At 47.2% G+C, this 16,185-nt stretch carries 13 protein-coding genes; 7 read left to right on the top strand and 6 right to left on the bottom strand.

What is annotated here, in order from left to right; all coding sequences use genetic code 11:
* The first annotated feature begins 422 nt into the window (after positions 1–422).
* Together NG796_RS16450 and NG796_RS16445 are read left to right on the top strand one after the other, a co-directional pair.
* A complete protein-coding gene (locus NG796_RS16450; protein WP_261207926.1) occupies positions 423–1,526 on the top strand; it encodes a FecR family protein in 1,104 nt (367 codons plus the stop codon).
* Between the two features lie 56 nt (positions 1,527–1,582).
* Positions 1,583–3,415, top strand: coding sequence for a CHASE2 domain-containing protein (locus NG796_RS16445; RefSeq protein WP_261207925.1), 1,833 nt, complete (start codon positions 1,583–1,585; stop codon positions 3,413–3,415).
* Positions 3,416–3,567: 152 nt separating this feature from the next.
* On the opposite strand, the gene NG796_RS16440 is transcribed toward NG796_RS16445, so the two are convergent.
* The gene (locus tag NG796_RS16440) at positions 3,568–3,777 is read right to left on the bottom strand and encodes a hypothetical protein (RefSeq protein ID WP_261207924.1); all 210 of its coding nucleotides are present in this window, start codon (positions 3,775–3,777) and stop codon (positions 3,568–3,570) included.
* Positions 3,778–5,096: 1,319 nt separating this feature from the next.
* Here NG796_RS16440 and NG796_RS16435 point away from each other — a divergent pair.
* The 3 genes from NG796_RS16435 (at position 5,097) to rpoD (ending at position 11,344) form a co-directional block, all read left to right on the top strand.
* On the top strand, positions 5,097–7,358 hold the full coding sequence (locus NG796_RS16435; protein ID WP_261207922.1) for a serine/threonine protein kinase: 2,262 nt from the start codon (positions 5,097–5,099) through the stop codon (positions 7,356–7,358).
* Positions 7,359–7,662: 304 nt separating this feature from the next.
* On the top strand, positions 7,663–8,361 hold the full coding sequence (locus NG796_RS16430) for a polysaccharide deacetylase family protein (protein WP_261207921.1): 699 nt from the start codon (positions 7,663–7,665) through the stop codon (positions 8,359–8,361).
* Between the two features lie 1,819 nt (positions 8,362–10,180).
* Positions 10,181–11,344 carry an RNA polymerase sigma factor RpoD gene (gene rpoD, locus NG796_RS16425; RefSeq protein WP_261207919.1) on the top strand — a complete coding sequence of 388 codons (1,164 nt, stop codon included), beginning with the start codon at positions 10,181–10,183 and terminating at the stop codon, positions 11,342–11,344.
* A gap of 189 nt (positions 11,345–11,533) precedes the next feature.
* On the opposite strand, the gene NG796_RS16420 is transcribed toward rpoD, so the two are convergent.
* From NG796_RS16420 to NG796_RS16400, 5 genes are all read right to left on the bottom strand, one after another.
* Positions 11,534–11,689 carry a chlorophyll A-B binding protein gene (locus tag NG796_RS16420; RefSeq protein ID WP_263012230.1) on the bottom strand — a complete coding sequence of 52 codons (156 nt, stop codon included), beginning with the start codon at positions 11,687–11,689 and terminating at the stop codon, positions 11,534–11,536.
* Between the two features lie 238 nt (positions 11,690–11,927).
* Positions 11,928–13,232 carry an ABC transporter ATP-binding protein gene (locus NG796_RS16415; RefSeq protein WP_261207918.1) on the bottom strand — a complete coding sequence of 435 codons (1,305 nt, stop codon included), beginning with the start codon at positions 13,230–13,232 and terminating at the stop codon, positions 11,928–11,930.
* 218 nt (positions 13,233–13,450) lie between these two features.
* Positions 13,451–14,284: a cobalt-precorrin-6A reductase gene (locus tag NG796_RS16410; RefSeq protein WP_261207917.1), complete on the bottom strand. Its 834-nt coding sequence runs from the start codon at positions 14,282–14,284 to the stop codon at positions 13,451–13,453.
* Positions 14,285–14,382: 98 nt separating this feature from the next.
* Positions 14,383–15,105, bottom strand: coding sequence for a class I SAM-dependent methyltransferase (locus NG796_RS16405; protein WP_261207916.1), 723 nt, complete (start codon positions 15,103–15,105; stop codon positions 14,383–14,385).
* Positions 15,106–15,168: 63 nt separating this feature from the next.
* Positions 15,169–15,351 (bottom strand): hypothetical protein, encoded by a 183-nt coding sequence (locus NG796_RS16400; RefSeq protein WP_261200096.1) that lies wholly within the window; start codon positions 15,349–15,351, stop codon positions 15,169–15,171.
* 153 nt (positions 15,352–15,504) lie between these two features.
* Here NG796_RS16400 and NG796_RS16395 point away from each other — a divergent pair, with 153 nt between their 5' ends.
* Positions 15,505–15,945 (top strand): hypothetical protein, encoded by a 441-nt coding sequence (locus NG796_RS16395; protein ID WP_261207915.1) that lies wholly within the window; start codon positions 15,505–15,507, stop codon positions 15,943–15,945.
* On the top strand, positions 15,905–16,183 hold the full coding sequence (locus tag NG796_RS16390; protein ID WP_261207914.1) for a hypothetical protein: 279 nt from the start codon (positions 15,905–15,907) through the stop codon (positions 16,181–16,183). The genes NG796_RS16395 and NG796_RS16390 overlap by 41 nt, the downstream gene beginning before the upstream one ends.
* Positions 16,184–16,185 lie beyond the last annotated feature (2 nt).

Below are 16,185 nucleotides of genomic sequence, written 5' to 3'. Positions count from 1 at the left end.
AAGCTCTAGGGGATTTCGCCCTAGCGTATTTTCGTGAATTATTAATTCCGATCGCGCAATTCTCAGGGAATTGTCCAGTGGCATGGGTCAATAGGATCTGTTTTGTCCCTTTGAGGATAGAGAAGAAATGAATCCACAAGTGGAGGTTCTGCCAGCACTTGAAGCCATTTCCAGACCAAACCTCAGCCGAGTAGACTCGGGAAAATCGCTCCGGAGGGGCAGCTCTAAACTTGGAAACCTGATAGAGATTCAGGATGGGGTGCCTCTATATTCTAATCAAGAGGCCGAAGCATCAACCTTGAGCGATCGCTGGATATGAATCTATCCAGAAGGAAACTTCTGAAGAATCTGAATTCGTCTTGGTTGTGGTGCTGATCGCGCCTATATGCTCTAAAAATACTTCCCTAAACTTATCGAAGCTGATGAATAATATTTCCACCCCTGCTTTAGGTTTACCTCAGATTCTCCGAGCCATCTTATTATCCTGGGGGGCGATCGCGACGGTAACTCCCACTCCAGTGATGGCGAACACCTCCCCTGACGTTCATTTGGAAACCCAGACCCATAGAGACCTTCCCCAGGGAGGTCTCTCGTTTGTAGAAGAAGGGCCATTCACTTCCCCTGAGAACAACTTCAATGTTGGGGAAAGTCGCCTGGACCCCCTCTTGTCACAAAATCAGGACCCTCTAAGCGCCGACGTATTGGCACAGACTAGCAGTGGTTGTGCCGGGGGGATGAGAGTAGAATCCCTTCGAGGCAACGTCACCTTTGAAGGTCGTGCTATTCAAGTCGGCGACTGTTTCCAACCGGCGATCGGCACCTGGGTTACCGAGGAGAACTCCAGCGCGCGTTTGCGATTTGACAACTTTCGGGGCAGCCTAGAAGTGGATGAAGTCAGCGAGTTTGAGATAGAAAGCCTTGCTGATGGCAATGTCGATCTATTTGTCCGCCAAGGACAGGTCAGATTTTCCCTAGGACGGTTAACCCCAGATTTAGTAAGCGAACTTTCCGGAACGGCGATCGCCATGAAGACTCTCCCCTTCTCCCTCGAAAACCCCCTCTTAACCCAGGACCGCACCGGAGATTCCCCGTTCAGAGTGCGGACACCCACCGGAGTTGCCGGAGTGCGCGGGACCTCCTTTGGCGTCGATGTCGGACCCAACGGTCAAACAGGAGTCCGGACCATTGATGGGAGTGTCAGCGCCAGCGCACTGGGACAAGAAGTCCTCGTAGGTAACGGTCAATTTACGGTGATCGCCCCCGGTTTGGCTCCCACTGCACCCCAACCCATTCCGGAGGACTCCAAATTTGAATTACTTGTGACCCAACCCCGGGGTTCCAATCGAGTTCTGATTAACGGTAAAATTGACAGTCCAGATATTTTGTTGCTCAATGGTGAACCTGTGTTTACCAATCCCGATGGCAGTTTCTCTCTGTTGATACCCAGACCCGCCTCCCGACGACTTCGGTTTGTCGTGCGTGGACCGGCAGTCCGAGAGCGAGTGTATTCGATCCCCATTCAATAAATCATCCGAATTCCTCAAATCTGGATTCCTTTCTATAGAGTGGTTAGGTCCTACAAGTGGGATTTCGACATTGGCTACAAAGTTATGTTAAAACTCATCATCCTTTGTTCCCCGGGGCGATCGCGGCACTCATCTCTGTGACAATGGGGTTAGGGGGTGCATGGCAACCCTTAGAACGGTTGGGATATGGGGTACTGTTTAATCTTCGTCCTGAACTCAGATGGAATCCCCGGATTACGGTGATTGCCATTGATGGCAAGAGTTTACAAGATTACGGACAGTTCCCCTGGTCTCGCGATCGCTATGTCGAACTTCTGAATGCTCTTAACACTTCTTCCCTGACAGCCATTGGTTTTGATATTTTGTTTTTGGATCCGAGTCCTCAAGATGAGTCTTTCGGGCAAGCCATTCAAGCCAATGGTAGAACAATTCTCGCCAGCGCCGGTCCTGAAGAAGAACCCTTACCCATTTTAAAGGAGGCAGCAGCGGCGATCGGGCATATTCTTCACGAACCGGATAGTGATGGCATTAGCCGTCAGGGAACGGTTTGGTTTAATCAAATGCCGACCTTGAGTTTAGCCATGCTTCAAGTGTCGGAAAATCAAACCCCTGAGACGTTATTAAATCAAATTCCCCCCCAAGCTATTGTTCAGCCTTATCCAGAGTTTGACTTTCAAAATGTCTGGATCAATTGGCCGGGAAAAATACAACAAGTCCCGACTTATTCTTTCGTGGATGTAGTCGAGGGTCGCGTTCCTCCCGAGACTTTTGATAATCAATTGGTGTTAGTCGGATTTGTCGCCACAGGGATTGATCGCAAAATTTCGCCAATTCAGCCAATTACTGGAGTCTATGTCCATGCGGCAATTTTGGATAATGGGTTAGAAAGACGGTTTTTAAAACAGCTTCCCCCAGTTATAACCGGGCTGATTTTAATTGGGATTAGTTTATCCATGAGTTGGGTGTGGAGCGATCGCGGTTTGATGCGCTTCGGATTAGCGCAACTTCAAATAGCAGCGGTATTAGGGTTTCCTTTGGCTTGGTTTGCCCTCGCTTTAGCTGCGTTTACTTGGGGAAATTGGTGGATTCCCGTTGCTGCACCAATTGGTACAATGCTGTTAGCGGGCATCATTGTACAACTGCGTGATCGTTACGAAAAACAACAGCTTATGCAGCTTTTTGCCAAACAAATTTCTCCCGAAATGGCTCGGGTTGTTTGGGACCGTCGGGATGAAATTTTTGACCAGGGAGATTTACCGCCTCAAGAATTAATTGCTACGGTTTTATTCATGGATATTCGGAGTTTTACCACCATCTCGGAAACCTTACCTCCCCGGGATTTACTCGCTTGGCTCAATGATTATTTGGATGCGATGTCCGAATGTATTATGGAGCATGGGGGAGTCATTGATAAATATATTGGGGATGCGATTATGGCGGTATTTGGTCTCCCTTTTCCTCGTCAAACTCCCGAGGAGATTCAGGCAGATGCTAAGAATGCGATCGCCGCTTGTTTAGCAATGGATGCGCGACTGAAACAACTCAATCAACGGATGAAAGCAGAAGGGAAACCGTTGATTCAAATCGGAATGGGAATTCATACAGGTCCGCTGATTGCAGGAAGTGTCGGCGGCAAACAACGGGCTAATTATTCGGCGATCGGGGATACGGTGAATGTGGCAGCGCGAGTAGAACCCTTAAATAAAGAGATTGTTGCTCATAATTTGTATCACCTTTTGGTCACGGAAGAAACTTATCGCTACGTTTGCGATCGCTATCAAGGGATTCAAGTAACTGAACTTCATCTGCGGGGTAAACAGCAAGAGACAATTATCTACTCAATTTTGGGGGAACGCACTGAGGAAGATTCACCCAATCTCTCGGTTTAATCATCGGGTTGAACCCTCTTCCTAAATTCTCAAATAAAAAATCATCCCATAGCTTACTATGGAACGACTGGGTTATTAGGTTGACTATAAAGAACCTCACCACGGAACGATGTAGTTACCCTGATTTAGGCCAGAAAGTGTAGGTGGAACCTCTATCCACGGGATTTAGGAGGAGGGGTTCCCGGTGAAGATTTTTGGGTGTTTTTAGGATGATTTCCTTCTGAGTTAGGTTTTCGGTCTTGGATATTGTGATTAGAGCCAGGTTGAGACTGATTTGAATGGGAAGATTTTTTAGATTTTTTAGGATTTAAAACTTCAATTGTAAAGAGAATAAATAAAAGACTAAAAACAAAATAAGCCATGATAGTTGAACCCTCAAAGATAAGTTTATTTCCAGAATCAAAGCTTTAGTACCCTCAAAAAATCTTAATTGATAACTAATTTTTTTGAGATTTGTTGGCTTCTGAGTAAAATTTTGCCTGTTCAATCAGCGCCTAATCTTACTTTTTTAGACTAACCCCAGAATTTCTAGGGGTTTTGAATTGAACCCATAGCCCAGTTAGACGCACTTGCAGAACCTGTAATTTAAGGCAGGACCTGACAGGGGTACAGGCCCCCAAAAAAAAGATAAGCGATCGGCCATTGCTACATTTATACTCACTTTTTTAAACAGAGACTGAGTATTTAATATCTTTCACACTAAATACGGGTTATCCGGACAACCTGCTAGTTGTTTGTAGAGTTCTACCCTATCGGTGGGTTCATCCCGGAACCGATGCATCAACCTCTTGCTTTGATTCGATGATCGGATCCCCCCAACATTCTTAAGGTGGAAAGCAGAAGAATCAATGTTGAATTCACGGGTGGCTTTTGGAAATTCTGCTACCCGTCTCATATTCGTGCAGAATTTGGGATCAGTCCCCAGTTTTGGAGGGGAAAATTTTTTGTGTATAGGGATACCCTCATGACTAGGGCCGAATTTGAGACCTAGATGAAATTTCGGTAAAGTCAGGAGCAAACTTTAATAAAAATTCATTGATTTTTATCTATTATTTTTGAATTTCTCTGTATAGATATTCAAGGTTTAAAACCTATAAAAATATCGATATTTTTGCCTGATTTTGCAGTCAACAAAAAACCAACTTAGCTATAAAAAAAGGGCGATTATCTACCCGATTCTGAGGAAATAGCTTCCGGTTAAACCGAGGTGTAGTCTGACCTTTTCTCCAGTCCCTGGATGGAGACTTGGGTGAAATTAATGTTATATCGGATACCCGAATGAGGAAAACCCGGTTAACGAAAGAAAATTCGAGACATTCAAAAATAATGGGCAATATTCCTGATAGAGAAACCTAGAAGCTGAACATTGTTTGCACTGATACCGGAATAAGCTCCTAGTTTGGCTAGAAACCCCAGTCCCTCGGCAGTGAACAGTTTCACCGCTGATGAGTAGTGCATCGCCCATCGAAGGCATAGAGCGATCGCCTAACGGACCGACAACATCTGATCGAACCGGGCTCGATTTAACGGGCCCAAAGGGTCCAGCGAATAGCTACAACGATTTGGTGTCAGGGAGTTAGAGGGATTGTTGAGGTCTCTAACCAAGCGATCAGGTTGATTTTAAACCTCTGTGAAACTCAAGGTCAAGGTGGAAATTCTTTCTATGCAGAGAGTCGCGTCAATGCCCCTATTAGAAACATTATTAGCCGATCGCTATCAAATTGTTAAAGTTTTAAATGCTGATGGGGTCGGTAACACCTACATTGCTAAAGATACAAAAAACCCAGATCATCCTAAATGTTTCGTCAAGCAACTTAATCTAGCCACACCCAATCCCCATTGTCTCAAATCAGCGCAACACTTATTTGGGATTGAAGCCCAAACCCTGAAAAAACTGGGCAATCACGATCGCATTCCCCGATTGTTGCACTGCTTCACCGAAGCAGATTCTTCCTATTTAGTTCAAGAATGGATTGAAGGAGTTAAACTCCGGAACTTACTCCCCATCGGCCAACGCTGTAGCAAGCGCTGGAGTGAAAGTGCCTGTTTGGAGTTTCTCAAAGAAGGCTTATCCCTTCTTCATTTCATCCACCAGAAAGGGTTTATTTATGGCAATATCGCCCCGGATAAATTAATTAAACGGGCTGATGACGGGAAATTCGCCCTCGTAGATTTTGCCAGTGTCCAACCGATTCGGGATCAAAATATCCCCGGATATCGACAAGCTTCGATCGCCTTGCCGATCGCCACCTTTGGCTATTTACCCCCGGAACAACTCACAGGAAACTCCCGTCCCAACAGTGATATATATGCCCTAGGCTTACTTGCAATTCAAGCGTTAACCGGACTACATCCGGCAGACTTAGAAGTTAACTCCCACACGGGAGAGATTGATTGGCATTCAGATGCGATCGCGCCAGTGGGTTCGGCGTTGGTTGCGCTGTTAAGCAAAATGGTGCGCTATCACTGCAAACATCGTTACCAGTCTGCCACAGAAGCCCTGAAAGAATTGCAGCTTCTACAGTGTCCTGAGTCGAACCCAATCAATCTCCAACCCATAGAAATTCAACCCATCCCTACCCCTGAGACTCTAGCAGAAACTCAGGATACTGCCGCAATCTCCGAGGCAGAAGCTGCGATCGCGGCTCAAATTCCCGTACCCCAAACCTCTGCGGTAACAGTTGATCTTCTTCAACAGCGTGATGCGATGGATAGAGTCTCCCCTATCTCCCCCATCTCCCCTATGGACCCATCGCCTGAAGCGATGACGGTTCCTAATCAACCTTTACAAATGGAATCTATCTCGTCTACAGAAATGAATGTGACGCCAGATCCCATCATTGCTCAATCCTCACTGCCACCCCAACCGATCCCCTCCAAAAAGGGTAGCGGCGTTAAGGCTTCTAATATTCTGCTTCTGGGAATGTGGAGTGGGTTTGCAGTCAATTCCCTGGTCATTACAGGTGGCCTCACTTCCCTGTTCTCTTTTTCCACCGCCGATGATGGGCCGAAACTTTTAGCCCAGGCGACTATAGAATATCATGGCGGGGAGTATGACAAAGCCATCTCTCTGGCGGAATCGATTCCCAACTTTAGTCAGGCTTATAGTGAGGCTCGCACGAACCTCGACCGTTGGCGGGTAGACTGGGAAAAAGCCCAGAGTCAATTCCCCTTAGTGGAAAAAGCCTATCAGGAACAGCAGTGGGTTGAAGCAATCCAAGCCGCCGCCTCAATTCCTAATATTGCTTATTGGCAAGATAAAATTGCTCCTTGGGTGGAAGAAGCCACCGCTCAAGTTGCACCCCAAACACCGGAATGGTTAGAAGCCGCCTACGCCAAGGGGCGAGAAAAAGATTTTAAGGGGGCCTTAGAATTACTCAAAAAGATTCCCCCGGGGACTCCGGCTTATGAGGAAGCAGTTTCTAAAATTCCCGAGTATGAAGAAAATTATCGGATCCGCCTCGAAGCCGAAGCCCATCGGTTATTAACGGAAGCTTACCAAGCGGCGATCGCCAAAGATTTTACGGCAGCTATTCAGTTGCTTGAAAAGATTCCCTCGGGTACGCAGACTTATTCTAAGGTCCAAGAAAAGATTAGAGAATATCGCCAAAAGCAGCGGATTAAGGGGAATTCACTGTTGCAAGAAGCCTATCAACGAGCGCGAAAGCAAGATTTTGTCGGCGCGAACGAGATTCTTAAACAGATTCCTCGGGACACGCCAGCTTATGCGATCGCCCAAACCAAGCAGGTGGAATACACCCAAAAGCAGCGGACTCAGCGTCAACGGGCGTCGGTGAATGGGGTAAAAGGGGCGATGGATACTCCGGTTCAATTATTGGCAATGTCTGTGGATCGTCCATCCAGCGATCGGACCGAAGTCAGTTTTCCCGGGGGCTTTTCCCTAGGGTTCAATCCGGGGGATTGTTTACAAGAGATTGGGTGAACAGAGTTGAGCGCTTGAGATAGAGCTCAGTAAGGGGTTGAGTTTAGGTAGTTTTGCCCAACTCAATCCCTAATTTTTTTAAGCATTGGGTTAGGGGTAAGCGATTATCTTTAAACAATCTTGATGGTTTCTTTACAAAATCATTAAATTTTTTTTATCATTATAGGGTAAAGGAGTGAATTTTTAGAGTATAGTTTTCAGGGCCGGAGAGGCAGCTATTTGTGAGCGGAAATAATTTTAGGCTCGTACAGGATAAAACTTGCCTCAAAGGTTAAATTTGATCCAGAATAATCAAGATTTGCTCATGAGATTTGCGCCCTTATATCCGCTGGTTTATAGAATTCTCCAACCGAGCTTTCCTAAGTGTCTTTGGTCGGGAAAGAATACGGAACCAGCGATCGCCTTGACCTTTGATGATGGACCCCATGCCGAATACACCCCACAATTACTCAAGGTGTTGGACCGCTACGGGATTATCGCCAGCTTTTTTTGGCTGGGGGTTTGTGTGGAGCGATCGCCTTGGGTCGCCAAAGCCGTGTATGAACGGGGACATTGGATCGGGTTGCATGGATATGAACATCGCTCCTTTCCGCGTCTGAGTCCGACTCAACTGCGGGAGAGCTTAGAGAAAAACCAAGCGGCGATCGCTCACGCCTGTGACTTAGATATCGAACAGGTCAAAACCCAGATCCGGGACGTGCGACCCCCCAACGGGTTCTTTACCCCCGGAATCTTGCGCCATTTGCACCAGTGGAATTATCGTCCCGTCATGTGGAGTGTGGTCGTAGAGGACTGGTGGAGACCCGGGGTATCCGTGGTGGTGGACCGCGTGTTGAAGCAGGTTCAGAACGGGTCTCATATCGTCTTGCATGATGGATGGCACGGTGGCGAGGACGTCGCGGCGATCGCCGAGGAATTAATTCCCGAGTTATTGCGAGCGGGTTATCATTTCGTTACAATTAATCGCCTCTGGCAGTCGTGCAGTCCACTCTATCCCCGGTAAATTTTAGCGGAATCGACAAGTTTCACAAAATTTAACAAAGGGGTTAGCAACCAGCGTTGCCCTAGGAATAATCGGTTCCTTCACCTCGATCAATGTCCTAGAGAATACATGGATCAGCACTGAAGTCAAGAGACGATCGCGATCGTCAGCGTAATCAGTGCCACAAAAAAAGGGATTGAGTCATCAATCTATTGGGTGGAAGTTCAAGAAACCCCTTCCCTATCAAACCCAACCGAGCCAGATGTGTCAGAATGAGAATGAAAAGAACAACAATCCCGATCGCGACAAAAAAAAGCACAGATGTCGATCCGTTCGCAAATGGGGGAATGTTAATTTAAGATTCATCTGAACCTGTCAACTTTCGGGTTGATTGATTAGAATAACTCAGTAAACTACCGTCATTGAACCCGGTCATTATGGAACGACAACCCATAACAACCACTTACGGAGGGTCAGTACACTGGAACAATTGGAGTTGAAAATGCCATCAGAGCAATTTCAACCCCCTTGAGATAGGGAAGCATAACCGTCCTTCCCGGAAGTTCACTGTTGATCGTCTGAAAAAATCAGGCAACTCGATTATAATTGTCCTAACCCTGGGACAAGGCAGGGGTTGCACCAAAAAACTCATTTCATGAGGCACTGTAAACACAACTCCCCAAAGGGGGAAAAACGAAGTGTCCTCAGATTCGGTTGGTGTCAGCTCTATTAGGGGTTACTCCCACAAATGCCTGTATCATTTCCTGTCGAAACGAATTTTAATCCCATTGCAACAGCAGGGGTCCAACTTCTTCTCAATAATCATGAGTGGCAAGGGCAAAGCAAAAAACCAAAACTATGCCCAATCAATGGGCGGTAGGGAGGGAATCTACCCTAAGCAAAACACTCGGTCCCAGTCCTGATAATTTGAGAGGAGATCACCTCTGAATCATCGGTTCCATCCAGATTGGATGGAGAGATGGATTTTGTGACTTGTTTCATTCAAAATAGTCGTCAATGACTGAACAGTTTGCTACAATTTCAAGCAACTAGGGGGTGATGAAGAAACAGGGTCTGACCGAATCTGACCACTCATCAATGCTGAATGACCGCCTAATTGAGTAACGGCTAAGTCTTTGGATGTGAGTAAATTTAAGGAAATCAAGTAAAAATGGGTGCAGTGACAGTTTTTAGATTATTTGGAAGTCTTGAGGGGCAACATCCCGGAAATGAAGATGAGTACAACCGTCTGAGTGGATGGCAATCGTTTACCGAAAAGAGAATAGGGATTCAGTCATGATGCCTTCTAAAACAAGACGAACCTTGTTAAAGTGCCTAAATCAAGGTTATCATGTCAACCCGCAGCGAGATCGGGATACCCCTGATTTCGGGGCATGAGAACCCCAGAAACAAACGACAATGAAAACCAAGGTGCAATTTTTGTGAAAAAGGCTACAATCGGGAAGGTCTTATCGGGACCGCAGAGAATCTTGATTGATTTCCGCTTCTAAATAGCCCTGAAGGTGTGTTTAGTAAGTGATGTATCGAACCCCCTTTCCTGATCAGCAGCAGTTGAGTGAGGCATGAAGTGACTAGCCATCGGATCCGTTCATCTCCTGAAGAGAAAAAATGGGGCGCGTGGTGACCATCATCACCGACGGGCTCTCTCTCGCCGGAGGCAATCGTCTCTTGATTTGGAGTCCAAGGCAGTTGCGTCATGATCCGCTTTTGACAGGTCCAAGGTTGGTAAAACTCAGTGATGGGCTTGGGTGTTAGCACATCCCCCAATCACACAAATTTGTTAGTTGATTGTTTCGTGATAGAGCATGAGGAACGCGGCATGACCCAGGCTAATAACGTACTGGCACCTATTGAGAACACCGATATCCAATCCATCGGTCAATCTCAGCATGATTTAGAATTATTAATTGAGACGGATGACGAACCGCTCATCTCCATCGATGACGATGAATTTTTAGAGGCGGTCTCAGAAGACGATGACGGAAAAGCGACAAAAGGTCGAGCAACTCGTCGTCGGGCACAACCTAAGAAGAAGCATTATACGGAAGACTCTATTCGGCTTTATTTGCAAGAAATCGGTCGCATTAGACTGTTGCGTGCCGATGAAGAAATTGAACTCGCCCGCAAAATTGCCGACTTGCTGGAATTAGAGCGGATTCGCGAACACCTGTGTGATCATTTACATCGCGAACCCTACGATGCAGAGTGGGCAGATGCAGTGAAGATGACCTTGGGTCAATTTCGCCATCGACTTCATTGCGGCAGACGGGCTAAAGATAAAATGGTGCAATCGAACCTCCGTCTCGTGGTGTCGATCGCTAAAAAATACATGAATCGGGGACTTTCGTTCCAAGATTTAATTCAAGAAGGGAGTCTGGGTTTAATCCGGGCTGCTGAAAAGTTTGATCACGAAAAGGGTTATAAATTCTCCACCTATGCAACTTGGTGGATTCGGCAGGCGATTACCCGGGCGATCGCGGATCAATCCCGGACTATTCGTCTTCCGGTTCATCTGTATGAAACGATCTCCCGGATTAAAAAAACCACCAAACTTCTGTCCCAAGAAATGGGGCGTAAACCGACAGAAGAAGAAATCGCAACTCGCATGGAAATGACCATCGAAAAGTTGAGATTTATTGCTAAATCTGCTCAGTTACCGATTTCTTTAGAAACCCCGATTGGTAAGGAAGAAGATTCCAGATTGGGTGATTTTATTGAGTCTGATGGGGAAACTCCAGAAGACCAGGTATCGAAAAATCTATTACGTGAAGACCTCGAAAGCGTTCTGGATACTCTAAGTCCTCGGGAGCGAGATGTTTTGCGCCTCCGGTATGGGTTAGATGATGGCCGGATGAAAACGTTAGAAGAAATTGGTCAAATTTTTAATGTGACCCGCGAACGGATTCGCCAAATAGAGGCGAAAGCATTACGGAAATTGCGTCATCCCAATCGCAACAGCATTCTGAAAGAGTACATCCGCTAAGGGACAGGACTGAATCCGGGAGACGCGATAATTGATCGCGTCTCTAGTTCGGGTATTGCTAAGTGCGATCAGGGTAACATCAGATATTCAAAATGGGCAAGTGATCGGCCCAAAAAAAATAGGGGGTTCCCGTGAGAACTCCCTGGTAGTTTTTAATTTCTGGTCAGACTCAGTTAGTCCTAAACCCGATTACATGATGCCTAGAAAGTGCAGAACACCTTGACCTGTGGTGAGTTCAAGGATCACCGCTGAAATAAAGCCGATCATCGCAAAACGACCGTTCCAGTTTTCTGCACTTGGGGTAAATCCCCAATTCCAGCGATTGCGGGGTTGTGGTTCTATCATCACATTAAACTCCAATTCATAAAGGTTTGTTTGCTTTCATTAAAAATTGTAACAATTTATTGCAAAAGTGACAACTTTGTGAATTAGCTTGCTAGGGGCAGGGGGCCGATCGCCTGAAATCTGCTCTAGCCCGCACCCGTCAACGGTGGGGCTACAGGGACAAAGCCCGCCTGCGCGGGCTGATAGAGAAAACTAACTGTTGACAACCGGGTTTGGGTTTGCCCCCCAGGATCCCCCTTTAACGGTCACTGGCAAAAATTGCCCGTCCTGTCTCCATATCAAACAGGTGAATTTTTTCTAGGGCGATCGCCAACCAAATCTCCTCCCCCGGATGCACCATCCAATCGGGTTCAATTCGTGCCTGAATCGGTTTAGGCAGGTCATGGTTTGGCAATGTACCCACAATATAGGTCTCCGAACCCAACGCCTCAACTAAATCCACCTTCACTTTCATATTTTTAGTCGCTGCCGGACTCACACTCAAATGTTCGGGACGAATTCCTAAAATTAGCGATCGCCCGTCATACCCTTGTAACGCAGTCCCCCAATATTCCGGCAAGGTAAACCGAAACGAGTCATGGGTGATGGATAACGGGGCCTTAAACTGTACCGGAATAAAGTTCATGGGCGGGGACCCAATAAATTCAGCGACAAACAGATTGGCCGGTCGGTGATACAGTTCCAGTGGCGCAGCAATCTGTTGAATTTGTCCCGCATTCATCACCGCAATGCGATCGCCCATCGTCATCGCTTCGGTTTGATCATGGGTCACATAAATTGTCGTCGTCTCTAACTGTCGCTGCAATTTCACGATTTGACTGCGCGTTTCCGCCCGCAATTTAGCATCTAAATTAGACAGGGGTTCATCCATTAAAAACACTTGGGGATTTCGCGCCATTGCGCGTCCCAGGGCCACCCGTTGTTTTTGACCCCCGGAGAGTTGTTTGGGCAGGCGATCGAGTAATGCTTCGATTTGCAGTAACCCCGCTACGGTTCGGACCCGTTGATCTACTTCCCGTTCTTTTGGGGAAAGATAGCGCAGATATTTGGGGAGATTCCGCGTCAGGGAAACTAGGGCATCTTCCGCCCAATTCGGGACTGAGGCGGCATCCTCTCGGGCGGGCGTTCCCTCGGATGTGGCATCATTCATCACCAGGGTTCGCCGCAACCCAAAGGCAATGTTGTCATAAACCTTGAGATGGGGATAGAGGGCGTAGTTTTGAAACACCATTGCGATATCGCGGTCCTTGGGGGGGAGGTCATTGAGGAGGCGATCGCCTACCCAAATATTCCCAGCCGTTAATTCTTCTAATCCCGCAATCAAGCGTAATAGGGTACTTTTGCCACATCCTGACGGTCCCACCAGGACCATAAACTCACCATCTTCAACGGTGAGGTTAATCCGCCGCAAAATCTGGGCCGGTTTTAACCCAGGGGTAGAGGTGTCATCCGTCCCCGATATCCCGTCGGGTGGGAGTGGCGTTGGTTTTTCCCGGCGATCGCCATAACTTTTGTAAACGTTTTCAATAAGAACTCTAGCCATAATCTGCTCAAATCTTTATTAACCCCGACGCCGATCGCGTCTGTTTTCATTCTCCCTTACTTTCTCTCTGGTTGTGGCATCAAGATCCTCAGTTTTGGATCAAGGGTCGCTCTTCTCAAACTCAGGTATGCCATTTCTCCTAGGGTTAGGGAAGGACCTCATCCAAAATTCGCTGATTTTTGAACCCTGAAGTCATGACGTTGAACGGGAGAATGACTTTAGTTCCCAGGGAGAGAGGTATCACCCAGACGATCGCAGAAGTGGGTACGACAAAAGGCGACAGCAGTAGATAAGTCATCGGTTTGCTGGGGATAGGCGACTAGGGGTCGATCAATGAGGATGAGTTTGACCCCGAGTTCTGTTGCCAGTTGGCGTTTGATGGGTTCTCCCCCTGGGGTCCCTGATGCTTTGCTGACGACTAGGGTAATTTGCCAATGTTGCCAGAGTGCGCGTTCTAATTCGAGGGAGATTGGGGGGCGGATCCCGATGATGCGATCGGGGGTGAATCCGGCAGCCAGGGCCGCTTCTAGGGAGGTGACTGCGGGAAGTACCCGCGCATACATAAGCGATCGCTCCTGCCAGGGTTGAAACAAATGTAATGTGCGATATCCCGTGGTCAGTAAGACTCGCTCTCCCGCTAAATATTCTCCCTCGATTAAGGTTTCAAAGCTGGGTAAGCTCAAAATTTTCTCATTTTCAATCGCTTTCTCCGGTGGGGAATGTGAGTGAGTGATTGGCTTTCGTTCATAGCGTAAGTAGGGTAACCTATACTTTTCACCAGCTTTTATCGCTAATTGTGAGATATGGGTTGCGTATGGGTGCGAGGCGTCTAGGATGGCAATAATTTTATGTGAGAAGATAAAATCTTGAAGACGATCGCCCTCTAGCTGACCGACCCAGACTTGCAACAGGGGAGTACAGGGATAGAGCGATCGCGCGGATTCGGTGGTCACCGAAATCGTACAGGGGAGGTGATTAACAGCTAGAACTTGAGCTAATTCCCGGCTTTCACTCGTACCGCCAATCAGCCAAATTGAGGGAGTTACCGTCATAAATCGGGGCTGGAAAAATTGCAGATCATAATCTGATTTTGAAGGGTAGCCCGACGGGGCGGGCTTTGGAGATGCACCGGATTGGGTGTTAGTTTTGGCTATTCAAATTTCACTTTATACATAGAAAAGAGCTTGCCTTCCGATCGCTTTACGATTTTGCAGCCCGATGCTTTAATTAGTTTTTCCCATTCCGTGATGGGTTCTAAAAACACCTCAGTGCCCAGATACATTTCTAAAATTCCCCAATTTTCTGCGAGAGTTGCTTCCGGGTTGACCACATCAAAAACAAAAGAACCCTCGGGTTTTAAAACCCGTTTGACTTCGGCCAGGACATCCGTCCAATACGCTAAAGGATAATAGCAACTAAACCCCGTTGCGATCGCCAAATCAAAGGCATCTTCCCCATAATTCAGACGATGGGCGGGTCCTAAACAGACCCCTTTAAACAACTTAGAATTCAATTGCGGACCCCGAGAATTGAGGGCATCTCGCGCCACGGTACTGATTTCTTGACCATAAAAATAAGCCTCCCAATCTCGCCAAGGATAGACCAAGAAACTGACCCCACAGCCAATATCCAGACAGCGCTGATTTTTTTTAGGTTTAGCAATCTCCCAGAACGGAGAAACTTGAGACGCTTGTAACGCACCGGAAACGCGATCGTGAAAAATTGGCATCGACTCCACTTCCGGGGGAAGTTCAATCGGGTCCCCCTGATACTCCTGATTAAAGCGAGATGCTACAGGAGAAAGCCGAGGTTGCCAGGGGTCAGGGCCTAAGAACTCGGCATTTGGTGGACTACTATTTGAAACTTTAGACATGAACCATTATCCCTAGGATTGGCCTGATTATTTTACCCATTTGGATGGGGAGTGGGTGCGAGATTAGCGACCCTTGAGGGCCTTAGTAAAATTCTTACGATAAGACTTATTAACCACCAAAACGGGCCATAAGAGGGTTAAGTACAGACGACCCTCAGTAAAATTGGTCCGTCTAAACCCCTTCCAAAACTTCCAACCTCCGGCAGCATACAGAACCAGCAAGGCTAAACCTACTAACTGCATCATCGTCTTGAGTCCCCTAAGCATCAATGTTGGATTTTAGGTCGCTAAGGGGTTTTTTGACCTTTGGGCGACCTAGAGAGCAATTTTCAAGAGCGGTCATGATGAACCGCTTCTCTCTATATTCTTCTATCTATAAGATTACTCGATCGCACTCATTTGCTGCTACTCCTGGCGATCGCATCCGGTGAGTTTGACCCGAATGAGAGAAGCATTTACGCCATAGCCGGGGGTAATATCGGATTAATTTCGGGCGGTTTGTTATCTCAGTGGCAGAGTTGGAGCGCGTTTTGTGGTATCGGTGAGAAAGAGTATCAAGAGGAGCGATCGCAATTTAGGGAGATAAAGACAATTTTTGCGGGTTGCCTTAACTCACCCTTTGCCGTTAACCATAGCGCTTGTCGAGTCATGGAAAAAAGTATTGAAATTAGTCCCTTCCCCAGGAGTCATCGGAAGGAATTAGGAAGAAAAAAAGAGCGATCGGATAATCCGCCATCGGTGGGAATTGGGAGAACTCTCCAGTGTGGGATAAAAACCGCGATCGCCTCGGATTCATGGGATGGGATCCCAACATCTATCTGGAGGATGGAGACAGGGTAGTACCCTTTGCCCAACGATTAAAACTGTACCACCCAAAGAAAGCCGCCCCCAACCAGCAGGAAAGCCCAATCAAGAGCGCAAACCCGAGGGCAACCTCTACCCAAGCACCCAGGTTCTGGAGGCTTTAGAGGTCAAGGCGATCGCTCATGAAGCGCTCAAGCTGCGCGAGTGGCATAGCATACTAGAGTACGACAAAAGGTTACACATTACGACCCGTAATGTTGCGACTACCCCATAAAA

The sequence above is a fragment of the Laspinema sp. D2d genome, from assembly GCF_025370755.1.
Lineage (GTDB): Bacteria > Cyanobacteriota > Cyanobacteriia > Cyanobacteriales > Laspinemataceae > Laspinema.
Note: the sequence above shows the minus strand (reverse complement) of the source record. Positions and strands in the feature narration are given on the sequence as shown.